The sequence below is a fragment of the Deltaproteobacteria bacterium genome (assembly GCA_019309545.1).
Taxonomy (GTDB): Bacteria; Desulfobacterota; Desulfobaccia; order Desulfobaccales; family Desulfobaccaceae; genus Desulfobacca_B.
The window spans coordinates 33,651-57,491 of record JAFDGA010000011.1; the positions used below are offsets into that span (position 1 = coordinate 33,651).

A 23,841-nucleotide genomic window follows, 5' to 3' on the forward strand; every position below is an offset into this window, starting at 1 on the left:
TATTTTAAAGGGAATCGCCGGAGTAATTAAAATGAAAAAACCCTTGATTGTTTGGCTTCTGATCACTGCCCTGGTCATTATGAGCTGTGCCACCTATCAGCCCCGGGTGACTCCGTTTAAGTTGCCCCAGGCTTACCCCAACGTGCAGCAAATTAATGGTACCTTTGTCGCCGCCCGGGCCTGGAATCAGGAGGAAGAAGCCCGGGCCGCCTTTGGCTTCAACATCATTAAGGCCGGGCTGTTGCCGGTGCAAGTGGTTTTTGACAACCAGGGTACCCAAACTTTGCAGATCAATCCTGGCCAGACTTTTTTAGTTAATAATTATAATGAATTATTCCCGGTACTGGAGGACCAGATTGCTTATGATCGGGTCAGCCAGGCTACTGACTTCCCGGAAGCGGTACGCGGTTTTACCAAAGGGGCATTATTAGGTGGGGCTGCTGGCGCTCTCATCGGCGCGGCTGTTGGTGTGGTGGCCGGACGTGAGGCGGGAGAATACGCCATGCGCGGGGCAGTGGCCGGGGCCGCTTCTGGCGCGGTCCTGGGAGCCGGGGCCGGGGGCAGCTCAGAACTAGGCCGCACCATAACCGAGGACCTTTATAACCGTACCCTTTCCAACAACCCTATCAAGCCGCAGGAAGTGGCCCAAGGCATTATCCTGTTTCCGGCCGAAGCCGGCCGTCCGGAGATCCTGAGATTGCAACTGAAAGAAAAAGAGACCGAGAAAACCTATAATCTCAACCTGATCCTTTAACCTTGACTATTGGGGGGTCGGTCCGCTAACTGTGAGATGACATGCCATTTACGCAAGTTATTGATATGACGCGGCTGAAAGAGGATTTTATCAAAGAGAACATGAAATTAATCCCCCCGGAATTCCAGCCCTATGCCGATGCCTGGAAAGTTTCCGCGGCCCATTTTGTGGATCTGTTTTTGGAGTATCTGGATCGACAGGGACTGGAAATTTCCTTTAAACAGCGCCTCTGAGGCGAATTACCGCGTTTTACCGGGGCTCGGTGCTAAGGCCAATTTCAGGTCGGCGCCGTTAGTAGCTCTGAATAAAGGGAAATTTTTGTAATTTTGTTCACTAAACGGAAACCCGCAGGGGGAGACGATTAAGCATGAAAATACACGAATATCAGGCCAAACAGCTGCTTCAAGAGTTCAACGTTCCCATCCCCCAGGGTGGGGTGGCGGCGGATCCCCACGAGGCCTATCAGGTTGCCGAAGCCATCGGGGGCATGACTTATGTGGTCAAAGCCCAGATCCATGCCGGCGGCCGCGGTAAAGGGGGGGGAGTCAAGGTCGCGGCCGACCTAAATGAGGTCCGACAACTGGCCGAATCCATCCTGGGCATGACCCTGGTAACCCATCAGACCGGCCCGGAAGGCCGGGTGGTCAAGAAGGTCTTGGTGGAACAGGCTCTGGACATCAAGCAGGAGCTCTATCTGGGGATCGTCATCGACCGGGCCCAGGCCCGGCCGGTCATCATGATTAGCGCCGCCGGTGGCATGGAGATCGAGGAAGTGGCGGCCCGCACCCCGGAGTTGATTATCAAAGAAGCCATCGACCCGGCAGTCGGCCTGATGCCCTATCAGACCCGTAACCTGGCCTTTGGGGTGGGGCTGGAAGGCGGCCTGATTCGCACCGCCTCCGGTTTTATCACCAATCTCTACCGGATGTTTATGGCTTACGACTGCTCCCTGGTGGAAATCAACCCACTGGTAGTCACTACTGACGGTCAGATGCTGGCGTTGGACGCCAAGGTCAATTTCGACGATAACGCCCTGTATCGCCATAAGGAACTGCTGGAGCTGGAAGATCCGAATGAAATGGATCCCCTCGAACTGGAGGCCAAAAAACACAATCTCAACTATATCCGGTTGGATGGCACAGTGGGGGCGATGGTCAACGGCGCTGGCCTGGCCATGGCCACCATGGACCTGATCAAGCTGGCCGGAGCCGAACCGGCCAACTTCCTGGACGTCGGCGGCGGCGCCAGTGCCGATATGATAACCAACGGCTTCCGGATTATTCTGGGCGATCCGCGGGTCAAAGCCATTTTAATCAATATCTTCGGGGGCATCCTGCGCTGCGATGTCCTGGCCCAGGGGGTGCTGGAGGCGGTCAAACAGGTCCAGGTCCAGGTGCCGATCATCATCCGCCTGGAAGGCACCCACTGCGAGATCGGCCGCGATCTGTTGAAAGACTCCGGCCTGAATTTCACGGTGGCCAGCGATATGCTGGACGCGGCGCATAAAGTGGCGGCGTTGGCGAAATAGCCGGTGTCGTGGGGCGCATTCTCTAACGACTATTGGATAAGAGCAGAAGGCGACAAAATGAGCGTTTTGGTAGATAAAGATACTCGACTGGTGGTGCAAGGGATTACCGGCAAGGAAGGGTCGTTTCATACCCGGCAGTGTGTGGAATATGGCACGAACGTGGTGGCCGGGGTGACGCCGGGCAAAGGCGGCCAGCAGATGGACGACATCCCGGTTTTTAATACCGTGAAGCAGGCGGTGGCCCAGACCGGGGCCAATACTTCGATGATTTTTGTGCCGCCGGCCTTTGCCGCTGACGCCATCCTGGAGGCGGCGGAGGCCGGGATCAGGGTAATTGTCTGCATTACCGAGGGCATTCCCACCCTGGACATGGTAAAGGTGGCCCGCTATCTGGAGGGCACCGATATTCGGCTGATCGGCCCCAACTGCCCGGGGATCATCTCTCCGGGTCAGGCCAAGGTCGGCATCATGCCCGGTCCGATCCATCAACCGGGCCCCATCGGGTTGGTCTCCCGCAGCGGCACCCTGACCTATGAGGCGGTTTATCAGTTGACTTTGCAGGGGCTGGGGCAATCTACCTGCGTGGGCATCGGCGGCGATCCGATCATCGGCACCAGCTTTATTGATATGCTTCGATTGTTTCAGGCCGATCCCCAGACCACGGGCATTGTCTTAATCGGCGAGATCGGCGGCACGGCCGAGGAAGAGGCCGCGGCCTTAATCCAGACGCAGGTCACCAAGCCGGTGGTGGCCTTCATTGCCGGGCAGACCGCACCGCCGGGGAAACGCATGGGCCACGCCGGGGCCATCATTTCCGGAGGCAGCGGCAAGGCCGCGGATAAAATTGCCGCCCTGGAAGCCGCCGGGGTTAGCGTAGTCCGCAATATCGGCGAACTAGGGGCTATCTGCAAGAAGGTAATGGGCACCTGACCGCTGCATGAAAATTCTTTTACACATCTGTTGCGCGCCGTGCGCCCTTTACCCGCAGCAGGTGCTCAGCGCCGCCGGGATGGGGGTGCACGGCTATTTTTATAACCCTAACATTCAGCCTTATCAGGAGTTTGAGCGGCGACTGAAAGCTCTGGAAGATTACGCGATGTCTTCGCATCTGCCCCTGATCGTTGATCGGCGTTATGATCTGGAGGAATTTCTGCGCCTCATGGTTTTCCGGGAACACCAGCGCTGCCGGATCTGTTACCATTTGCGACTCAAGGGTACTGCCCACATTGCCCGGCATGGCAAGTTCGATGCCTTTACCACCACCCTGCTCTATAGCAAACAGCAGCAACATGAGCTGATCCGGGAGATCGGCGAACAGGTCGGCCAAGAATTGGGGGTGCCCTTTTACTATCAGGATTTTCGACCGGGCTGGAAGCAAGGCATAGAGGAATCTAAGCGACTCGGGCTTTATCGCCAGAGTTACTGTGGTTGTATTTACAGCGAACGGGATCGGTACTATCATCCCGAAAGGATAGTTTCACGCCGAGACGCCAAGTCGCAAAGATGCCATGAGGAGAAGTGATTCTAACCCCCTTGGCGTGTTAGCGTAAGCGGAAATGACCGAACACACTAAAGGCATAGTCTATCTGGTGGGCGCTGGTCCGGGCGATCCGGGGCTGATTACCCGGCGGGGGCTAGAGGTGCTGCAGCAGGCCGACTGTGTGGTTTATGATTATCTGGCCAACGAGGGCCTGCTTGCGGCCGCGCCTGTCGAGGCTGAAATCATCTTTGTCGGCAAGCGCGGCGGCGATCATACCCGGAGCCAGAACGAAATCAACCAGTTATTGGTGGAAAAGGCTCGGGCTGGTATGAAAGTCGTGCGCCTCAAGGGCGGCGATCCCTATATTTTTGGCCGCGGGGGAGAAGAAGCCGAGGAGTTGGCTCAACACCGCATCCCTTTTGAAGTGGTGCCGGGAATCAGCTCAGCCGTAGCGGTACCGGCTTACGCCGGCATTCCCCTGACTCACCGGCGCTATGCCTCTTTAGTATCTTTTATTACCGGCCACGAAGACCCCGCCAAACCGGAAAGCGCCATCCCCTGGGAGGTTCTGGCCCAAAGCCCCGGCACCCTGGTCTTTCTGATGGGAGTAAAAAACCTGGCGGAAATTACCCGGCAATTACAAACCAGGGGCAAATCGGCCCAGACCCCGGCCGCGGTGATTCAGCGAGGTACGACACCGGCGCAACGCACGGTAACCGGCACGCTTGAAGACATCGCCAACCTAGTACAGGCCGCGGGCCTGGCGCCCCCGGCCATTCTGGTGGTCGGCGAGGTAGTGCAGTTGCGGCCGCAACTTAACTGGTTCGAAACGCGGCCGCTGTGGGGCAAGCGCATCGTGGTGACCCGCTCCCGGGACCAGGCCAGCGCCTTTGTCAAACTCCTGGCGGAACAGGGAGCAACCTGCCTGGAGGTCCCCACCATCCAGATTCAACCCCCGGATAGCTATGCCGACCTGGATCAGGCCTTGCGTCAGCTAAGCCGCTATGACTGGCTGATTCTGACCAGCACCAACGGGGTCAAGGCCTTTATGGTCCGCCTGTTCCAGTCCGGACAGGATGTCCGGGCTTTAGGCAGCCTGAAAATCGCTGCCATCGGCGCGGCTACGGCCCAGGCTTTAAGGGAATATGGGCTGATAGCGGATTGTGTGCCCACTGATTATCGGGCTGAGGGTCTGGTAGAAAGCCTGACCCCCCAGATTCGCCCTGGCAGTATGATCGTGCTGCCGCGGGCCCAGGTAGCCCGGGAACTATTGCCTCAGGAACTGGAGAAACGGGGGGTGCTGGTACATGTGGTGCCAGCCTATAAAACCGTTCCAGCGCCGGGTTTACCTCCCGAAGCCGAGGTCCTGTTTCAGCAAAGCCAGGTGGACGTTTTGACCTTTACCAGTTCGTCAACGGTGACCCACTTTGCCGCCCTGGTCGGAGAGGCGCGTTTTCCCGAACTGGCGGCGGATACGATAATCGCGGCAATCGGTCCGATCACCGCCCAGACTCTGGAAAGATATGGTCTGCATGCTCAGATTCAGCCCCAGAACTACACCATTCCGGACCTGACCAGGGCGATCGTCGCCTATTTTCAAAATGGCCAGGGATGAAACACCTTAAGTCTTTGAGTAATAGAGGTAACCAGCCTGGCCCAATCATTGGGCCGTCTCCTCCCCATATCGATTATCGCCGGGAGCTGAACCCGGCTCAATTTGAGGCGGTGACCACTTTGGAAGGGCCGGTTTTGGTGATTGCCGGTGCCGGCAGCGGCAAGACCCGGACCCTGGTATACCGCTTGGCTTATCTGGTGGAGTCGGGCGTGCCCCCCGGGGCGATTCTCTTGCTCACTTTTACCCGCAAGGCTTCTCAAGAAATGCTGGCTCGAGCCGCGCAGTTGATTGACCGGCCGCTTCACGAGGTGGCAGGCGGCACCTTCCACTCGGTCTGTCATCGTTGGCTGCGGCGCTATGGGACACGGCTGGGCTATGACTCCGGCTTTACCATTTTAGACCGCAGCGACCAGGGCGACCTGCTGCAACTGCTGCGGGAGCCATTAAAAATTAAGGCCGGTCCCGGCCAGTTTCCCCGTAAAGAGACCATTGCCGAACTGTTCGGGGCCATGGTCAATAAAAATCTTCCTTTAGAAACCCTGTTGGCTCAGAATTATCCTCAGTTTTTGCATCTGGCCGAGCCCTTACAACAACTGCAGGAATTATATCGGCGTCATAAACGGGAACATCAGCTATTGGATTACGATGATCTATTGGTGGAAGGCAAGCGCCTGCTGGAAGCGCATCCCGACCTGCGCCAGAGGTTATCGGAACGTTATCGCTACATCATGGTTGATGAATATCAGGACACCAACCACCTGCAAGCCGAACTGGTGCGGTTGGTCGCCTTTAGCCACGATAATGTCATGGCGGTGGGTGACGACTCCCAGTCGATTTATTCCTTCCGGGGGGCAAACTTTAGGAATATCATGGAATTCCCGCGCCTGTTTCCCGGCACCCAGATCATCAAATTGGAGGAAAATTATCGCAGTACCCAGCCGATTCTGGATCTGGCCAATACCATCATCGCCCAGGCGCATGAGAAATATACCAAGTGCCTGTTCACCCAGAAGAAAGAAGGTCCCAAACCGTACCTGTTAAGGGCGGGCAGCGAAAACGAGCAGTCCCAACAGGTCTGCAACTTAGTTACCGAACTGCTGGACCAGGGCCTGTCGCTGAGCCAGATGGCAGTGCTGTTTCGGGCCGCTTATCATTCCTTTGATCTGGAGATCGAACTGTTGCGCCATCAGGTGCCGTTCATGAAGTTCGGCGGCTTTAAGTTCATGGAAAGCGCCCATATCAAAGATCTCCTGTCCTATCTGCGGGTGGTGGCCAACCCCCGCGACCCCATCAGCTGGAATCGCCTGTTGCAACTGGTCCCGGGGGTAGGCAAAAAAACCAGCCAGAAATTGCTGACCCTGCTGAAGCAGGAGGATTTTACCCTACTCTCCGCCCTAGCCTGGTTGAATGCCCAGAAAGGTTCCAGGCAGGGTCTTAAATCATTGGCCGAACTTTTGGCCCAGTTGAACGAGCCGACGCTCAGCCCGGCTACCCAGCTCAACCTGGCCCTCGCCCATTATGAGCCGATTCTCAAGAGCCGTTTTGACGATTATCCCAAGCGTTTCCGAGACCTGGAACATCTGGTGACCATTACCGCCCGATATCGGCAACTGGGTAATCTGTTAAACGACCTTACCCTGGAGCCGCCCACCAGCCTGGCCGATGTTACTCAGGAACGGGGGGACTATTTAAACCTGTCCACCATCCATTCCGCCAAGGGCCTGGAGTGGGAGGCGGTATTAATCATCTGGGCCGCGGAAGGACGTTTCCCGTCCAGCTATTCACAGGATAATGAGGAAGACCTGGAGGAGGAACGGCGGCTGATGTATGTCGCCGCCACTCGGGCCCGCACGTACCTATTTATCATTTTCCCCGCGGTTAGTTATAATAGATATTTGGGGACCACCTATAACGAGGTCTCCCGCTTTGTCCAGGACTTGCCGGATTGGATTCTGACCAAGATGAGGATAGATCCATGAACAACTGGGAACCTGCCTACTTGGAGACCTATCGCCGGGGCATCCTGGAGCAGCGCATTAGTGCCGCGTATGAGATCATGTCCCAGTGCGAGATCTGCCCGCATCAGTGCCATGTGGACCGGTTGCACGGCGAGCTGGGCCTTTGCAAAACCGGGGATAAGCCCATTATCGCCAGCTATGGGCCGCATTTTGGCGAGGAAGACCCGCTGGTCGGCAAAAACGGGTCAGGGACGATTTTCTTCACTAACTGCAATTTATACTGCATTTTCTGCCAGAATTGGGAAATCAGCCATGGCGGCGAGGGAACCGAGATCTCGGTGGAGAATCTGGCGGCGATTATGCTTGCCCTGCAAAAGCGGGGCTGCCATAATATAAATTTCGTAACCCCCTCCCACCAGGTGCCGATGATTCTGGCGGCGCTGCCTGCGGCTATCCGGGGAGGCTTGCACGTCCCTCTGGTCTATAACTCGGGCGGCTACGACGCAGTGCCTACTCTGAAACTCCTGGATGGGGTTATTGACATTTATATGCCTGACTTCAAATTCTGGGATGCGAAGATTGCCGCGCAACTGACCTCGGCGCCGGATTATCCGGAAGTGGCGAGGGCGGCCTTAAAAGAGATGCATCGCCAGGTCGGGGATCTGGTGATGGACGAGGAGGGTATAGCCTACCGGGGTCTATTGGTGCGGCATCTGGTGCTGCCGGATGGCCTGGCCGGGACCCGAGAGATCATGAAGTTTTTGGCGGAGGAAATTTCTCCCAACACCTATATCAATGTCATGGGCCAGTATCGCCCTTGTGGTCGGGCCCATGAACATCCCTCGTTGAATCGCTTTATTACCGGACTGGAGCACCTCGAAGCCCAAAAAATCGCTCGGGAAGCCGGGCTGACCCGGTTAGATCAGCGGGAAAAGCTGTTCCGCTGGCTCTAGGAACGCAAAGTGTCTCAAATATATGTCATTGGCGACATTCATGGTTGCCTGGGACCCCTGAAACGTCTGATGGCCAAAGTTAAACCGGATCTCGATCACCACAAGCTAATCTTTATCGGCGATTATATTGACCGCGGTCCTGACTCGCGCCGCGTGATCGATTACATCATCCATCTGAAGAAACACTATCCCCCGGAAAATATCATCTGTCTGATGGGCAACCACGAGCGCATGTTTTTGGATTTTCTAAATGGTGACAACCAACTGCTGTTTCTTATCAACGGGGGAAGAGCAACGCTGGAGAGTTATTGGGGGGAGAATTGGGAAAACCAACCCCGGCAATTGCCCTCTGAGCATTGGGAATTTTTCCAGCAACTTAAGTTAATCTATGAAACAGAAGATTATATCTTTGTGCATGGCGGTCTCAAGCCCGGGATTCCCCTGGCCGAGCAGCAGGAAGAGGATGTCCTCTGGATCCGCGAGGAATTTCTGATTTGTTTGGATGACTTCGGTAAACGGGTGATCTTTGGCCATACGCCGTTTCCTAAGCCCTTTGTCTGGCCCAATAAAATCGGCATTGATACCGGGGCCGTTTATGGCAATTACTTGACCTGCTTAAAACTGCCGGAAGAGATCTTTTACTGGTCTCGTTAGACCCCGCAAAGACCCGGGAAATTCGACTCAGGAGTCCATAAAATGTTGAGAAAAATCCGTCTCAAGTTCTTATTGTTATTAACTCTGACTTTGGTTTCGATAGCCTTTGTATTGCCTTCCTTTACCAGCCGGTTGCCGGGATGGTGGGAAACTTACGTGGGCAGGGGTCTAAACCTGGGGCTTGATTTAAAAGGCGGCATGCATCTCATCCTGCAAGTGGATGTGGAGCAGGCGGTGCAGAATTTTCTGTCCATGAGTTCTCAGGACCTGAAAGAACTCGGTGAAAAACGGGGCTTAAGTCTGCAGATCGGGGCAGTCTCCCCGGAGACTCTGGCGGTTACCCTCCTGAATAAAGATGAACAGGCGGTTTTTAACCGCTTGCTCAAAGAGGAGTTCAGTCAACTAGAGGTCAAAAGCACCGAGCGGGAAGGGACCAGCGTCAAATATCTGCTAGCCATGCGGGAAAGCGCCCGGGAAGAATTGGAAAAGCGCACCCAGGCCCAGAGCCTGGAGGTGCTGCGCAACCGTATTGACCAATTCGGGGTCCGGGAGCCGGTGATTGCCCCGCAGACTATCCTGGGGGCCTATCAGATCGTGGTCCAGCTCCCTGGCATCCAGGACCCGCAGCGGGCCATGGACCTGATTGGCAAGACCGCCCAACTGGAATTTAAACTGGTCGATGATCAGGCTCAGGTTAATTTAGAAGAATTGGTTGAGCAGGCTCTGGCCGACGGCCGCTTAAAGCCAGGCTATAGCAGCGACGAACTTAACCGAGTCTTAGCAGATAAGATTCCCCCTGGCGATGAAATCTACAAATGGAAACGCATCGATCGCCAGACCGGCAGCATTAAATGGACCCCGCTGTTGCTGGAAAAGAAAGTGCTGCTCACCGGGGCCGCCATTAAAGGGGCCCGGGTGCGCTATGGCGAGTATAATGAGCCGGAAGTCTTAGTCGATTTTAACCGTCAGGGAGCCCGGCGGTTCGATCAGATTACTGGGGCCAATGTCAAACGCCGGTTAGCCATCATCCTGGATGACGTAGTGCAATCGGCCCCGGTAATCCAGGAAAGAATCTCCGGTGGTACCTGTCAGATCACCGGCTCCTTTACGCCCGAAGAGGCTTCTGACCTGGCCATCGTGCTGCGCGCCGGGGCCTTGCCGGCCAGCGTCAAGATCGTCCAGGATATCACCGTTGGCCCCACCTTAGGGTTGGACTCCATCCACAAAGGGATTTTCTCTGGGCTTTTAGGAACCTTTCTGGTGGTATTGTTCATGTTTATTTATTACCGGATATCCGGTCTGGTGGCCAACTATGCCCTGATCCTGAACCTGATCATGATCTTGGGTGCCCTATCCCTGTTTAATGCCACCCTGACCCTGCCTGGCATTGCCGGGATCATCCTTTCGGTGGGCATGGCGGTGGACTCCAACGTGCTCATCTATGAACGTATGCGAGAGGAGTTTCACGCCGGCAAGCCTTTAAAGTCCGGGATTGACGGGGGTTATGACAAGGCCTTTTGGACCATTATCGACTCCCATGTTACCACTCTGATTACCGCCCTGGCGCTGTTTTTGTTTGGCACCGGGCCTATCAAAGGCTTCGCCGTCACCCTCAGCCTCGGCGTCACCCTCAACCTGTTTACCGCACTGTTCGGCACCCGGGTGGTCTATGACTACCTGCTGATCAAACGTTGGCTCCAAAAACTATATTTTATGGAATTTTTCAAACGACCGCATATCAATTTTCTTGGCTATCGGAAATTTGCCTTTGGGTTTTCCGCCTTGATCTGTTTATTGGGTCTGTTTGCCTTTGTCCAGCTTTGCCGTGGGCACGGCAATCTGGGAGTCGATTTCGCGGGCGGGGCCATGGTGCAGTTTAAAGCTCAAAAGCCCTTTACGGTGAGTGAAGTGCGCCAGGCCATGGACCAAAAAGGCTGGGGACAGGCGGAGATTCAGTCCATCGAGGGCGGCCGCGGCCTGATGGTCAAGTTAAAAAAATCTAACGAGTCGGTAGGCCGGATGGCTGAGGATATCGGCGCGGTACTCAACCAGAGTCTGCCCGGCAATAATTTCAAGATCGAAGGCACTTCCGAGATCGGGGCTTCGGTCAGCAAATATTTACGCAATCGGGCGCTATTGGCCATTGGCATTTCCCTGATCGGCATCATCCTTTATCTGGCCTGGCGTTTTGAATTAATCTTCGGGATCGCCGCGGCCATCGCTACTTTTCATGATGTCCTGGCCGTATTAGGGATTTTTTACCTATTAAATAAAGAGATTTCCCTCTTGGTGGTCACTGCGCTGCTTACCCTGGGCGGTTACTCCCTCACCGACACCGTGGTGGTCTTTGATCGCATCCGGGAAAACCTGGCCCGGCGGCGGGAAAATTTGTATAATACCATTAATAACAGCATCAACGAGGTCTTAAGCCGGACTATCATCACCTCCCTTACTGTTATTCTGGTGCTGGTAGCCCTGCTCTTCTTCGGGGGCGTGGTAATCCACGATTTTGCCCTGGCGCTGTTGATCGGCGTGATCGTCGGCTCCTATTCCTCGGTCTTTGTAGCCAGCCCGATCATCTATGGCTGGCGCCAGGAAAGCAAGAAGGTGACAGTCAAAAAGGAAAAGGTCATCGAACTGGCGGCCCAGAAACAGAAAAAGGCCCAGAAGCGGGAAACCGCCAACCGCCGTAAGAAAGGCTCACGGCGTTAGACCGATGTCACCTGTCAAAGCGCTGGTCCTCTATGGCTACGGCTTGAACTGTGATTATGAGACCCAGTTTGCCCTGGCCCAGGCCGGGGCCGAGGCCATACGGGTGCATGTCAACGAACTGGTATCCGGCGAGGCGCGGCTCACTGATTTTCATCTACTGGCCTTGGTGGGCGGCTTTAGCTGGGGCGATGATCACGGCGCCGGGGTCATTCTGGGGCTGCGGCTGAAGCTGGCCTTACAATCCGAGGTGGTTGACTTCATTCAGGCCGGGAAACTGATCCTGGGCATCTGCAACGGTTTCCAGGTGCTGGTCAACATGGGCTTGCTGCCCGGCTTGGGCGGACGCTACGATCAGCGCCAGGTAGCTTTTATTCCCAACGATTGCGGCAACTTCCGGGATGCTTGGGTGCATCTCCGGGTCAACCCCGAGCGTTCGGTGTTTACCCGTGGCATCAATCATCTGGAATTGCCGGTGCGCCACGGCGAGGGCAAGTTTTTTGCTCCCTCGGATATTCTGGCCGAACTATTTGCCGGGGAACTAGTAGTCTTGCAATATGCAAACCGGGCGGGTGAACTGGCCCACGGACGCTTTCCGGACAATCCCAATGGCTCCCTGGGCGATATCGCCGGCATCTGCGATCCCACCGGCCGGGTCCTGGGTCTGATGCCTCACCCTGAGGCCCATATCAGCTTCGTCCAACATCCGACCTGGACCCGCCAGAAAGAAACTTGGCGGCGGCAGCATCAACCCCCTCCCCATCTGGAAGGGGCCGGCATGCAATTATTCCGCAACGCGGTTAATTATCTGGAGGAAACCTTTACCGCCTCCCCGGCCTGATCTCATCGATAAGGCTCGTCCTACCCACCGTTAATGCCCTTATACCGATTAGCTTTCAATGCTTAATAAAAAGGGGGGGGAACCTGCCCTAAGATTTTTGGACGACCAAGCGTTCCAGCAGGATCTCGGCCCGATCGAGAAACAGGCCGGTAGCTTGGGCGCTGAATTCATCAAAGCCCCGGGGCTGACTGCTTCGGGCCTGACGGGAGTCATAGATGGTAAAGGGCACCGGCTCGGTGGTATGGGTCCGCACCCGGACGGGAGTGCGATGGTCGGGGAGCAGCAGAATCCGATGCACCCCCAAGGAGGCCAGTCCTGCCCGCATGGGGCCCACCACCTGGCGGTCGAAGTCTTCAATGGCCTTGAGCTTATCGGTCAATTCCCCGCTATGGCCGGCTTCATCCGGAGCCTCGACATGCAAATAAACCAGATCCAGAGTTTCCAAGGCCTGTAAGGCCGCGGCTACCTTGCCGGCGTAATTGGTATCCAGGTAGCCGGTGGCCCCAGGGACCTGAACCGGACGCAAGCCAGCATAGATGCCCAGGCCGCGCATTAGATCCACCGCAGAAATGACTGCGCCCTGGAGACCGAAACGTTCCTTCAAAGTGGGCATTTGTGGGGCTTGCCCCTGCCCCCAGAGCCAGATCGAGTTGCCAGGCTTCAGACCCCGTTCCTGACGCTGACGATTGATGGGATGCTCCGCCAATAACGGCCACGAGGCCTTGACCAGATCCAGCACTGGCTTCTCTGGCCCTTTGCCGGCCAGATAGTCCCGGACGCTCTGGCCGGTGAGATCGTGGGGCGGATAAGTGCGCCAGTTATCCTGTCCTCCCTGCCAGACCAGCAGATGACGATAGCTCACCCCCGGGTAAAAGCGCCGGGTGGTATTCCCCAGATGTTGATTGATGGTGACGATCAGCTCCCGGGCCTCTTCGCTGCTGATATGCCCGGCGCTATAATCCTCCATCAAGATGTCGCCGCCCGGGGCATGGCGCAGGGTGACCAAGTTGCAGCGAAAGGCCACCTCCTCCGGTTTCAGATAGACCCCCATACTGGCTGCTTCAAGGGGGGCCCGGCCGGTATGGTAGCGGCCTGGATCATAGCCCATGATGGCCATATTGGCTACATCGCTGCCGGGTTCCATTCCTGGCGGGATGGTGCGCACCAGTCCCAGTTCGCCATGGGTGGCCAAAAAATCCATATTCGGGGTCGGCGCTGCCTGCAGCGGAGTTTGCCCCTCTAATTCCGGCAGGGGATAATCCCCCATACCGTCGCCGATCAGGATTACATATTTCATTTAACCCTCAGGTCACGATTAGCTCTGGTTGGTGATTTGGTTTAAGTCATCCTGTTATTTCATTGGCAGCGCGCTTTTTTATGAATGTTTCGGTGCCACCAAAGGCTCAGTTAAAATTATCAGGGACTTTTTCCATTATTTCATCTACCGTAACTTTCTTTGCATCAAGCCCTTGGGTAAAATTATCAATCTTGCGGGCAGCTAGCAAAGGCTCAGATCTGGGCGGAATCAAGACCAGGATCTTCAATCCGTAAGAGCACGGTCTTTTGACTGATCTCGGGCAGTTGGTCAATTTCGGCTAAGGCCTGGTTGACATCGGCTTCGCGGGCCTCATGAGTAATCATCACGATCGGCACCGATTCCTGCAACCCTCGACCCTTTTGAATCACGGCGGCAATGCTGATCTGGTTTTTACCCAATATTCCAGATACTTGGGAAAGAACCCCGGGGCGGTCCTGGGCCGCAAAGCGAAAATAGTAATTGGTGACCAGATCGTCCAGGGGTTTGATCACCCGTCTTCTCTGGCTGAAATTTTCAATGCCCAAAGGCGGCATGCGCCTCTTAATGCCGTGGGTCAGATTGCGGGCCAGCTCAATCAGATCAGCGACTACAGCACTGGCAGTGGACATCATCCCGGCCCCTTGCCCATAGAGCAGAATGGGACCGACAGCATCCCCGATGATGTATACGGCGTTGTAAGGGCCGTTGACATTGGCCAGGATATGATCCACCGGAATCATGGTGGGATGAACCCGGGCCTCCACACGCTGGCCATCATCTCGGGTAATAGCCAATAGCTTGATCTGATAGCCGAACTCTCGGGCAAACTGCAGATCCACCAACTCAAGTTCAGAAATGCCCTCTACGGCAATGGCGGTAAAATCGATCGGAGCCCCATAAGCGAGAGCCATCAGAATGGCCAGTTTATGGGCGGTATCAATACCTTCGACATCCAGAGTGGGATCGGCTTCGGCATAACCTTGATCTTGCGCCTCTTGTAGGGCCTGCTGAAAGGAGGCGGCCTCGGTCGACATGCGAGTCAGGATATAATTGGCGGTGCCATTTAAGATGCCAAACATTTCCTTAATGCGATTGGCCGCCAGTCCCTGGCGCAGAGAAAGAATCATCGGGATCCCCCCGCCGACACTGCCCTCGAAGGCCACCTCCACCCCGGCCTGGGCCGCGGCCTGGAAAATCTCGTTGCCATGCAAGGCCAACAGGTGTTTGTTGGCAGTGACCACGTGTTTACCCCGGGCAATAGCGGCCATCACCAGTTCCCGGGCCGCGTCAACGCCGCCGATTAGTTCAACCACGATATCAATCTCGGGATCATCGAGGATGTCCCGAACCTGGCTAGTCAAAAGCCGGGGATCAAGCTGAACCGGTCGGGGTCTCTCGAGGTCCAGATCTGCCACTTTCCTCAGGATCAGCGGGGCCCCCAGACGCTGGTGGAAGCGATTGCCACTTTCGGTGAGCAGACGCGCCACTCCACACCCGACCGTGCCCAAGCCAATAATCCCCACCTGGACGGGTTTCACTGCTTTTTCCCTTGCAAAACCTTTCTGAGACCACGAATCGCCTGGTTGATCCGGTGGACGTTTTCGACCAGGGCAAAGCGGACGTAGTCATCACCATATTCGCCGAACCCCAGGCCGGGAGAGACGGCCACTTTGGCCTCCTGGATCAACATTTTACAAAATTCTACCGATTTCAGGTCCCGAAATTTCTTGGGAATCTTGGCCCAGACAAACATGGTCCCTTTGGGGGACTCCACCCGCCAGCCGATACGCTGTAGACCCCGGCACAGAGCATCACGTCGTTCTTTGTAAACATTGACGATCTCCTGGACCGGCTCATAGGGACCGTTTAAGGCGATGATTCCGGCGATCTGGATGGGCTGAAAGACGCCATAATCCAGGTAGCTTTTGATGCGGGTCAAGGCATGCACCATCTTGGGGTTGCCCACAGTGAAGCCTAAACGCCAGCCCGGCATGCTGTAACTTTTGGAAAGCGAAAACAGTTCCACCCCGACTTCCTTGGCTCCTGGAATTTCCAGAAAACTGGGGGCCACATAGCCGTCAAAGACCAGATCGGCATAAGCGAAGTCGTGGACGATCATAACATTGTATTCTTGCGCGTAAGCCACTACTTTTTCGAAAAACTCCCGCTCGACCACCGCGGTAGTCGGATTATGGGGAAAAGAGATGATCAGCATCTTGGGCCGGGGCCGGATCAGCCGGGTGATGGTCACCAGATCCTCAAAGAAATCCCGTTCCGGATCGAGGGGGATGCTCACCAGGTCCCCGCCCGATATGACCACCGAATAAGCATGGATCGGATAGGTGGGGTTGGGCACCAAAACCACCTCGCCAGGGCTGATAGTGGCCAATACCAAATGAGATAGCCCCTCCTTGGCCCCGATGGTGGCGATGGCTTCGGTTTCCGGGTCAATATCGACATTAAAGCGGCGTTTATACCAATCAGCAATGGCCCCCCGGAGTTTGGTAATGCCCCGGGAGGCCGAGTAACGATGGTTGTGAGCTTTTTGCGCCGCCTCGATCAGCTTGTCAACAATATGCTGGGGAGTGGGGAGATCAGGGTTGCCCATGCCCAGGTCGACGATGTCTTCCTGCCGCCGCCGGGCCTCCATTTTCAAAGCATTGACGGTGGCGAAAACATACTCAGGCAACCGTTGCATGCGGGGAAATTCTTCCATTGCGTTGTCCTTTAGGGCCGTCAGCGGCCGCCATAATTTTTTTGAATTAATAATAATTACATCAAAAAACCCCGATTTGTCAAACTCATTGCTGGCTGCAATAAAATGTTAAACTTTTAGATAAGAAGAGAGGAAAATTTCCATGGCTGGATCAAATGACGGGTGAGGCTCAAAGTTGGCAGTGAGCCTGGAAATCTGGGCCGGATCGTATATCGACCCGGCCTAGACAGAATTAGAGGATGGCTCTAGTCCATTTCCAACATCTTCTTACCGCAGCACTCAGGTCGGGGCTCGCCTTTTTTTGGTTTCCTTATAGGCATTACACTGCGGGCAGTAATAGCGCAGGGTTTCCTCGTTCTTATCTGGTTGTTTCATTTTACAACCGCATTCACACATGGGTTTTCCTGCTGAGCGGATTTTGGATGAGTAATAAATATATTATTATTACAAACTGGTAATCAATAGGCTCCCAAGAAAAATTTTCCGGTTTTCTCTAGAATGGTCTCTAATACCGATTAGCTTTCAAATGAGTAATTTTATCCTTTATCCCCTCTCCCCCATTTGAGGGGTTGGGGATGCGGCAGGGGCTATCAGTCCCGGCCCCTCCCCAATTTGTCATTAATTTTGCTATCGAGAAGATTTTGGCAGCGATAGGGGGCTGGACAAGGTTAAGTAGCTAGTTCCAGCTGGAAAATTCCGTTTGGCGTCATACTGGCCTTAATGCCCAGCTGACCCAGAAGCTGGCTTAGCGACCGCCCCAACAACAATTCGGTGGCCGCAGCCGGGACCTCCCAGTCGTCGATTAACATCTGACGCAGATAATGATCGAAATGGAGAAGGTCAAACAGAGTTTTGTGTACCTCTTCGCCGCCCTGCGGGAGTTCCCGCACCGCAGTCTCAAACAGGTCATAGGCACAACGCTGTTCGTGGGCTTCAATCAGTTCCCATAACTCAGGGAGATCTCCAAATAGCTGTTGGCGGCTGAGTGGAGTTTCCGACCGCGCCGGCTGTTCCTCTTCCTTCAGCCAACAGGCCTGGTCCCGACACTGTTGGGGGCGCTGATCATAGATCAGGCAGCGGTTCGGTTCTTCGCGATAGAACTGACACTGGCGAGTGCCGGGCAGGTGCCGGATCTTGAGGCGTTCCTCGGGCAGGGCGAACACCTCACCGCTCCGGGGCGAGGACACCCTTTCCCCTTTCCTCAAGGTATAAACATCCGTCCAGGTCAAGACATTGTTCTGAAAGAGATACAGATCGCTGGACATCAAGGTAGGGGTATGCCGCTGGCAACATTCGCCGCAACGGACGCACAGGCCCTCAGTGTTGCGTTTATGTTTTTTAGTGATCTCCAGTAATTGATACCAACGGAAGCTTCTTTCAGGAACCCGCAGGTCATTCCACTCCCGGTATAAGCGTTGAAAATTGGCTTCCTGCTTAATCCGTGCCTCCAACTCTCGAAAACGCCCCGACTTGGGTTCCATCCCCAACAGCTCGGTAAAATATTCCTTCCAGAGACTGGCCATCACCTCACAACTACCCCGCTCCAACGCAGTAATGGGATTATCTCGGATTTTACCGGTGAATTTTCTGGTTTTTTCCATCCAAATCCTCTTTCAGAAGTTGTTGGTTTTCGTTGGTGGTTTTGGTTGTTGGTTTTTTTCTATAGAAAACCGCAAGCCGAAAACTATCATTCAGATAGTAATCCGGGAAAAATCGGCCATTTTCAAGAAAGTCTGGCTGATGCGCACCAGCAGCGCCAGCCGATTATGCCGCCGGGGTAGGTCTTCGGTCATCACCAAGACATCATCAAAAAACCGGTCCACCGGCGTCTTGAGCGCGGCTAAGGCCTGGCAGACCTGAGGATAATCGCGGGCCGGCAAGGCCTGGCTGACGGTCGCTTCCATCTGTTCGGTGGCCGCCAGCAAGTCATGTTCCGCCGGGTGTTCGAACAGGGCGGCATCTACCGGGCCGGGTGCAGTGCCCCGCGAAATATTGATCACCCGTTTGAAGGCTACCGCCAGGGCCGGGAAATCCGCGCTGCGGCGCACTTCCTCCAGAGCCCGGACCTTCTCCATGGCCTCCACCACATCAGTAAAGGCGGTGGATAACACTGCATCGACTACCTCGAAGCTGTAGCCTTCCCCGGTCAGCAGATGCTGCAGACGGGTGCGGAAGAACTCCAGTACTTCTTCTAAAGTTTGGTCAGCCGGTTCAGTCAACTTGTCTTTCAAAAGGGCGAGGCTGTAGCCAATGGCCCCGAACAGATCTAAATAGAATTTTTTATTCACCAAAATATTGATGATGGCCAGGGCTTGACGCCGCAAACCATAAGGATCGGCGGCCCCCGTGGGGATCAGCCCCACCCCAAAGCAGCCACAGATGGTATCCAGGCGATCGGCCAGGCCCACCATCGCTCCGACCAGATTGTCCGGCAGCCGATCCCCGGCATGACGGGGCAAATAGTGGTCAAAAATCGCCTCTGCCACCTCTGGAGACTCGCCAGCCCGAAGCGCGTATTCTCGCCCCATGATTCCCTGCAGGCTGGGAAATTCCCCCACCATGCCGCTGACCAGATCGGCCTTGCACAAGGTCGCGGCACGGGCCACCTGCTCCACTTTATCGGGCAGCAAATGTTCGGCCAGATAGCGGGCCAAGGCCCGAAAACGGTCCATTTTCTCATAGGAAGTGCCCAGCAAAGAATGGAACACAACCCCTTTAAGCTCTTCCACCCAGTTATCCAAGGGGACTTTCGAGTCTTCCTGGAAAAAAAACATGGCATCACTGAGACGGGCCCGCAGCACCCGCTCATGTCCCTGTTGCACCACCTGGGGATCTCGGGCCAGGGTATTGTTGATGGCAATAAAATGCGGCAGCAGTTTCCCAGAGGCATTTCGCAAAGAAAAATAACGCTGATGCTCCCGCATGGCGGTAATTAAAACCTCATCGGGAAGCTCCAAGAATTTTTCCTCAAAATTGCCGCAGGAGGTAGAAGGATATTCGACCAAAAAGGTATTTTCCTGTATTAAATCCGGGTCCGGGACCACCTGACCATTAACCTGGGCCGCGGCGCGTTCCAGTCCCTCGACTAATTTTCCCTGACGCAACGCTGGGTCGACCAGCACATACGCCTGTTGGAGGGCGTTGACATAAGACTCAAGACCCGCATCCGCTAAGGTAATGGCCTGCGGGGCCAGGAAACGGTGGCCATAAGTTACGGCACCACTGGCAACCCCACCCAGGGTAAAAGGGATTACTTCATCCCCCAGCAGGGCGACAATCCAGTGAATGGGGCGGGCAAAGGTGATGGTCTCCGAGCCCCAGCGCATAGATTTGGGAAAAGACAGGCTCAGAATCCATTCGGGCAAAATCTCTGGTAAACGGTCCCGGGTAAGCTGGCCCCGAGTGCGTTTCTTTACCGCCATATAGGGACCGCGGTCCGTAGCTACCGTTACCAAATCCTCCACTGCCACCCCTTGGGCCCGGGCAAATCCCTGAGCTGCCTGGGTAGGCCGTCCCTCGGCATCGAAGGCCACTGCTTGCGGCGGGCCGATAATCTCGGCGGTAAATTCCTCCTGCCTTTCTGCCAGGTCTTGGACCACCACAGTTAACCGACGGGGAGTGGCCATGGTGGTTATCTCTCCCCCCTTAAGGCGTTCCTGCTCCAGGCGTTTGCGGAGAGAAGATTTCATTTCTTCCAGGACCGGCGGAATAAAACCGGCTGGTATTTCTTCGGTGCCAATCTCTACTAGCAGTCGCGTCGCCATCTTGCCTCTCTTTTATTACTCCGAGCCTTTAAAAGTTTAATCAGAGGGGAGAGCCGGGGGACCGCCAGCCACCCGCCATTCCCCAAGATCGGTTTTTATCTGCTTCTAATTCAGTTATTTTATGAACAGCGCAATATCTCTGGTCAAGCTGCCCTCTTCAGCAAAGGGAAGCCCATCTCTTGGCGCTGTTTTAAATAACCCTCGGCGCACAGCCGGGCCAGATTTCTAACCCGCCCGATCAGGCGGTGACGTTCGGCCACGCTGATCGCCCCGCGGGCATCCAACAGATTGAAGGTGTGGGAACACTTTAGACAATAGTCATAGGCCGGCAATACCAACCCTAAACCAATGATGCGCTCGGATTCTTTTTCATACTGGTCAAAAAGATTGAACAACATCTCCACGTCGGCCTGTTCGAAATTATAGATTGAAAACTCCACCTCCCCGCGGTGGTGAATATCGCCATAACAGATGCCTTCGGTCCAGACCAGATCAAAGACATTGTCAATACCCTGGAGATACATGGCGATCCGTTCCGGCCCATAGGTAAGTTCGACACTTACCGGACTCAGGTCAATGCCACCGGCCTGCTGGAAATAGGTGAACTGGGTGATCTCCATGCCATCCAGCCATACCTCCCAGCCCAGGCCCCAGGCCCCCAGGGTGGGGGATTCCCAGTCATCCTCCACAAAGCGAATATCGTGCGCCAAAGGATCGATCCCCAGCGCCTCCAGGCTCTGCAAATAGAGGTCCTGGATATTATGGGGTGAGGGTTTCATAATCACCTGGTATTGATAGTAATGCTGCAGGCGGTTGGGATTCTCTCCATAGCGGCCATCGGTAGGGCGGCGGGAAGGCTCCACATAAGCGACATTCCAGGGTTCGGGACCCAGCGCCCGTAACAGGGTAGCCGGATTAAAAGTCCCGGCCCCGACCTCCAGATCGTAGGGTTGCTGGATCACACAGCCCTGATTCGCCCAGTAGCGTTCCAGGGTCATCAACAATTCCTGAAATGTCATCTCTGCCCTCCTGTAGCCCTCGGCCAGGGTTATAAAAAAATTTTACGAAGGTGAGGTAGGCGGCCCGCCGGGTCGCTTCTACCCAAAAATTCCGGTTATGAAGATAAAGTTGGCCCAGCCATACTAAGCAAGGGCAACAAACTTATGGCAAGCATTATAATCAACTCACTTTTTTGCTCTTGACCGGTCAGCCGCGTATATTTCTATAAAATCAATAATTTTTAACAATCCGCTTAATCGCTGTCAAGTTGTTTTAATGGGGAGGGGCGGCAAATCTGCCTGGCGGGAAATATCAGATGAAATTTAGGTCAATTTTTCGCGCTCAGGGACCGGGAAAGATATTCCTTGGCTTCGCCGACCGTAAACAACGACCCGGTAATTAACACCAAATCATCTGGATGGGCCAGCTTGCGGGCCTGGTCGATGGCGGCCTCCAGTTCAGGAATAACCTGTTTTTCCAGGGAAAAGCCATCAGCCCACCGGGCCAAAACCTCCGGAGAGGCCGCCCGGGGATAACGCGGACGGGTAAAGATGGCCACTTGGGCCAGGGGTAAGAGGTGATGCAGGATGGCACCAATATCTTTATCGGCCATGATCCCCAGCACCAGCAGCAGCCGCCGGAACTTCAGCCCCGACTTCAGGACCTGAGCCAGAGCCGCAGCCGCGGCCGGGTTATGGGCCCCGTCCAACATTATCTGGGGGCGCTGGCCCATAACCTCCAAGCGCCCTGGCCAGTAGGTGCGCTGTAATCCTCTCTGGATTGCTTCTTCCCGGATTTCAAATCCCTGGGCCTGTAACAGTTCAATGACCGCCAGAGCTACCGCGGCATTGCGATACTGATACCGGCCGCTCAGGTTCATGACCAGATGATTCCGGCGGACCGACCAGCCCTGATACTGGAACCGGCCCTGGCCCTGGCCTCGGACCCGAAAATCGACGCCGCCGATATAAATCGGCGCACCCAGTTCCTGGGCACGGGTCTTGAATAGGGCCAACACCCGTTTTTGCCGGGCGTAAGTGATTAATGGCACCCCGGGTTTGATGATCCCGGCCTTTTCAAAGGCAATGCTCTTCAGGTTGGTGCCCAGGTGTTCCTGGTGCTCCATAGCGATATTGGTGATCACCGTCAGGAGGGGCTGGACAATGTTGGTGGCATCCAGCCGCCCGCCCATGCCGGTTTCCAGAATTATCGGATCGGCCTGGGACTCGGCAAAGTAAAGCAGCGCCATGGCGGTGACGAACTCAAAAAAGGTCGGCAACTCCTGCTCATCGACCACCTGCCTTACCCGGTTGATCAACTCCAGCAGCCGTTTATGTGATATCTCCTGGTCCCGCAAGCGGAAACGTTCGGCAAAGTCGATCAGATGCGGCGAGGTGTAAAGTCCGACCGGATAACCGGCCTGGGTTAAAATAGCCGACAACATTGCTGCCACCGAGCCTTTGCCGTTAGTCCCGGCAATGTGCAGGAAGCGTCGGCCCAGATGCGGATTGCCCAAACCGGCGAGCAATTGCTGGGTCGAAGACAGCCCGAACTTGATGCCGAATTTTTGCAAATCAAAGGCCCAGGCCGTAGCCTCGGCTAGGGAAGAAAAATATTGCATAGGTGCGATCTCAGGAAGATTTTTGTCTTGACCTAACCATACTACTTTTACAATATTTGAACTTAATAAAGATTTTGGGATTCTTGACATTACCACTCGATCATGCTATTTTTGTATCTAACGCCGAAGAGTAAAATCCAATTGAGAAACTATTTCAGGCACTTAATATGGATATAATCCCTGTAGAATATAACAGAGGTGATAAACCTTTTATGCTCAAGGGTACTCCCACTAAGTACACGTTGTTAGACTTTTGGGCCTGGGCCTTTTCAGACGTTTTAACTAATATAACCCGTGGAATTGTTGCTGAATTTATTATTGCTACGGCCATAGGTATTGACATCAAGCAACCACGTGAAGCCTGGTCAAAATTTGACCTAACCTATAGAAGTCATGGGATTGAGGTAAAATCAGCATCTTATCATCAGAGATGGTACCAAAAAAGTTTATCAAAAATTTCATTTACTGTTCCAAAGCGTAAGGGCTGGGATGCAGATACCAATAAGCTTGACACAGTGTCAAAAAGACAAGCGGATATCTACATATTAAGCCTCTTGGCTGAAAAAGACCGCAAAAAAATAGATCCTTTAAATATTGATCAATGGCAATTTTGGGTTGTAGACACATCATTCTTTGATAATAGAGCTAGAAGCCAGCATTCGATCACTTATAATTCTTTGTGCAAAGAAATCGGTAAGCCAATTTCTTATAGTCAACTCAGGATAGCCGTTGATAAATTGATTGACCAAAAAACTGGTCTGAAATTTTGCTGAAATCGAACATGAAATACGCTGACTAGTTTCGAAAGGCAGAATGGGCACTATCTACCTCTCCGGTCTACCCTCCCAATGCCTCCTCCATAAAGGCCACTAACGCGGCCAGTTTTTCCTCTCGATAATTCATATCAGAGGTAGCTTCGCACCAGGCCTCGATCAGGGCCAGGGTAAAGGTC

General features: G+C 54.6%; 19 protein-coding genes. 12 read left to right on the forward strand and 7 right to left on the reverse strand.

Going from position 1 to position 23,841, the window contains the following annotated elements; genetic code table 11:
* Window positions 1–31: 31 nt before the first annotated feature.
* From JRG72_04905 to JRG72_04955, 11 genes are all read left to right on the forward strand, one after another.
* Window positions 32–754 carry a hypothetical protein gene (locus tag JRG72_04905; GenBank protein ID MBW2134556.1) on the forward strand — a complete coding sequence of 241 codons (723 nt, stop codon included), beginning with the start codon at window positions 32–34 and terminating at the stop codon, window positions 752–754.
* Between the two features lie 41 nt (window positions 755–795).
* Window positions 796–987 (forward strand): hypothetical protein, encoded by a 192-nt coding sequence (locus JRG72_04910; protein MBW2134557.1) that lies wholly within the window; start codon window positions 796–798, stop codon window positions 985–987.
* 134 nt (window positions 988–1,121) lie between these two features.
* Window positions 1,122–2,282: an ADP-forming succinate--CoA ligase subunit beta gene (gene sucC / locus JRG72_04915; GenBank protein ID MBW2134558.1), complete on the forward strand. Its 1,161-nt coding sequence runs from the start codon at window positions 1,122–1,124 to the stop codon at window positions 2,280–2,282.
* Window positions 2,283–2,339: 57 nt separating this feature from the next.
* Entirely contained in the window at window positions 2,340–3,212 is an 873-nt protein-coding gene (gene sucD / locus JRG72_04920; GenBank protein MBW2134559.1) for a succinate--CoA ligase subunit alpha, read from the forward strand.
* Between the two features lie 7 nt (window positions 3,213–3,219).
* Window positions 3,220–3,804, forward strand: a complete 585-nt coding sequence (locus JRG72_04925) for an epoxyqueuosine reductase QueH (GenBank protein MBW2134560.1) — start codon at window positions 3,220–3,222, stop codon at window positions 3,802–3,804.
* Window positions 3,805–3,838: 34 nt separating this feature from the next.
* On the forward strand, window positions 3,839–5,377 hold the full coding sequence (gene cobA / locus JRG72_04930) for a uroporphyrinogen-III C-methyltransferase (GenBank protein MBW2134561.1): 1,539 nt from the start codon (window positions 3,839–3,841) through the stop codon (window positions 5,375–5,377).
* Window positions 5,374–7,356, forward strand: a complete 1,983-nt coding sequence (locus JRG72_04935) for an ATP-dependent helicase (protein MBW2134562.1) — start codon at window positions 5,374–5,376, stop codon at window positions 7,354–7,356. Before cobA ends, JRG72_04935 begins: the two co-directional genes overlap by 4 nt.
* Window positions 7,353–8,288, forward strand: a complete 936-nt coding sequence (locus tag JRG72_04940; GenBank protein ID MBW2134563.1) for a radical SAM protein — start codon at window positions 7,353–7,355, stop codon at window positions 8,286–8,288. Before JRG72_04935 ends, JRG72_04940 begins: the two co-directional genes overlap by 4 nt.
* A gap of 9 nt (window positions 8,289–8,297) precedes the next feature.
* A complete protein-coding gene (locus JRG72_04945) occupies window positions 8,298–8,942 on the forward strand; it encodes a serine/threonine protein phosphatase (protein ID MBW2134564.1) in 645 nt (214 codons plus the stop codon).
* A gap of 42 nt (window positions 8,943–8,984) precedes the next feature.
* On the forward strand, window positions 8,985–11,654 hold the full coding sequence (secD, locus tag JRG72_04950) for a protein translocase subunit SecD (protein ID MBW2134565.1): 2,670 nt from the start codon (window positions 8,985–8,987) through the stop codon (window positions 11,652–11,654).
* Window positions 11,655–11,658: 4 nt separating this feature from the next.
* Window positions 11,659–12,492: a phosphoribosylformylglycinamidine synthase subunit PurQ gene (locus tag JRG72_04955; protein ID MBW2134566.1), complete on the forward strand. Its 834-nt coding sequence runs from the start codon at window positions 11,659–11,661 to the stop codon at window positions 12,490–12,492.
* Between the two features lie 88 nt (window positions 12,493–12,580).
* Here JRG72_04955 and JRG72_04960 read toward each other — a convergent pair whose 3' ends face one another.
* The 7 genes from JRG72_04960 to JRG72_04990 form a co-directional block, all read right to left on the reverse strand.
* The gene (locus JRG72_04960; GenBank protein MBW2134567.1) at window positions 12,581–13,789 is read right to left on the reverse strand and encodes a cofactor-independent phosphoglycerate mutase; all 1,209 of its coding nucleotides are present in this window, start codon (window positions 13,787–13,789) and stop codon (window positions 12,581–12,583) included.
* A gap of 212 nt (window positions 13,790–14,001) precedes the next feature.
* Window positions 14,002–15,327: a homoserine dehydrogenase gene (locus JRG72_04965; GenBank protein ID MBW2134568.1), complete on the reverse strand. Its 1,326-nt coding sequence runs from the start codon at window positions 15,325–15,327 to the stop codon at window positions 14,002–14,004.
* A complete protein-coding gene (locus JRG72_04970) occupies window positions 15,324–16,505 on the reverse strand; it encodes an aminotransferase class I/II-fold pyridoxal phosphate-dependent enzyme (GenBank protein ID MBW2134569.1) in 1,182 nt (393 codons plus the stop codon). The genes JRG72_04965 and JRG72_04970 overlap by 4 nt, the downstream gene beginning before the upstream one ends.
* Before the next feature lie 668 nt (window positions 16,506–17,173).
* Entirely contained in the window at window positions 17,174–18,106 is a 933-nt protein-coding gene (locus tag JRG72_04975; protein MBW2134570.1) for a YkgJ family cysteine cluster protein, read from the reverse strand.
* Between the two features lie 90 nt (window positions 18,107–18,196).
* Window positions 18,197–20,269: a glycine--tRNA ligase subunit beta gene (locus JRG72_04980; protein MBW2134571.1), complete on the reverse strand. Its 2,073-nt coding sequence runs from the start codon at window positions 20,267–20,269 to the stop codon at window positions 18,197–18,199.
* 143 nt (window positions 20,270–20,412) lie between these two features.
* Entirely contained in the window at window positions 20,413–21,288 is an 876-nt protein-coding gene (glyQ, locus tag JRG72_04985; protein MBW2134572.1) for a glycine--tRNA ligase subunit alpha, read from the reverse strand.
* Between the two features lie 308 nt (window positions 21,289–21,596).
* On the reverse strand, window positions 21,597–22,889 hold the full coding sequence (locus JRG72_04990; protein MBW2134573.1) for a bifunctional folylpolyglutamate synthase/dihydrofolate synthase: 1,293 nt from the start codon (window positions 22,887–22,889) through the stop codon (window positions 21,597–21,599).
* A gap of 167 nt (window positions 22,890–23,056) precedes the next feature.
* Here JRG72_04990 and JRG72_04995 point away from each other — a divergent pair, with 167 nt between their 5' ends.
* Window positions 23,057–23,662 (forward strand): hypothetical protein, encoded by a 606-nt coding sequence (locus JRG72_04995; protein MBW2134574.1) that lies wholly within the window; start codon window positions 23,057–23,059, stop codon window positions 23,660–23,662.
* Window positions 23,663–23,841 lie beyond the last annotated feature (179 nt).

What these genes read in the sequence shown, in the direction of transcription:
- JRG72_04995 (MBW2134574.1), top strand. Translation starts at nt 23,057, where the DNA reads ATGGATATAATCCCTGTAGAATATAACAGAGGTGATAAACCTTTTATG.
- sucC (MBW2134558.1), top strand. Translation starts at nt 1,122, where the DNA reads ATGAAAATACACGAATATCAGGCCAAACAGCTGCTTCAAGAGTTCAAC.
- secD (MBW2134565.1), top strand. Translation starts at nt 8,985, where the DNA reads ATGTTGAGAAAAATCCGTCTCAAGTTCTTATTGTTATTAACTCTGACT.
- JRG72_04935 (MBW2134562.1), top strand. Translation starts at nt 5,374, where the DNA reads ATGAAACACCTTAAGTCTTTGAGTAATAGAGGTAACCAGCCTGGCCCA.
- JRG72_04990 (MBW2134573.1), bottom strand. Translation starts at nt 22,889, where the DNA reads ATGCAATATTTTTCTTCCCTAGCCGAGGCTACGGCCTGGGCCTTTGAT.
- JRG72_04955 (MBW2134566.1), top strand. Translation starts at nt 11,659, where the DNA reads ATGTCACCTGTCAAAGCGCTGGTCCTCTATGGCTACGGCTTGAACTGT.
- JRG72_04910 (MBW2134557.1), top strand. Translation starts at nt 796, where the DNA reads ATGCCATTTACGCAAGTTATTGATATGACGCGGCTGAAAGAGGATTTT.
- cobA (MBW2134561.1), top strand. Translation starts at nt 3,839, where the DNA reads ATGACCGAACACACTAAAGGCATAGTCTATCTGGTGGGCGCTGGTCCG.
- JRG72_04980 (MBW2134571.1), bottom strand. Translation starts at nt 20,269, where the DNA reads ATGGCGACGCGACTGCTAGTAGAGATTGGCACCGAAGAAATACCAGCC.
- JRG72_04925 (MBW2134560.1), top strand. Translation starts at nt 3,220, where the DNA reads ATGAAAATTCTTTTACACATCTGTTGCGCGCCGTGCGCCCTTTACCCG.
- JRG72_04905 (MBW2134556.1), top strand. Translation starts at nt 32, where the DNA reads ATGAAAAAACCCTTGATTGTTTGGCTTCTGATCACTGCCCTGGTCATT.
- JRG72_04975 (MBW2134570.1), bottom strand. Translation starts at nt 18,106, where the DNA reads ATGGAAAAAACCAGAAAATTCACCGGTAAAATCCGAGATAATCCCATT.
- JRG72_04970 (MBW2134569.1), bottom strand. Translation starts at nt 16,505, where the DNA reads ATGGAAGAATTTCCCCGCATGCAACGGTTGCCTGAGTATGTTTTCGCC.
- sucD (MBW2134559.1), top strand. Translation starts at nt 2,340, where the DNA reads ATGAGCGTTTTGGTAGATAAAGATACTCGACTGGTGGTGCAAGGGATT.
- JRG72_04940 (MBW2134563.1), top strand. Translation starts at nt 7,353, where the DNA reads ATGAACAACTGGGAACCTGCCTACTTGGAGACCTATCGCCGGGGCATC.
- JRG72_04960 (MBW2134567.1), bottom strand. Translation starts at nt 13,789, where the DNA reads ATGAAATATGTAATCCTGATCGGCGACGGTATGGGGGATTATCCCCTG.
- glyQ (MBW2134572.1), bottom strand. Translation starts at nt 21,288, where the DNA reads ATGACATTTCAGGAATTGTTGATGACCCTGGAACGCTACTGGGCGAAT.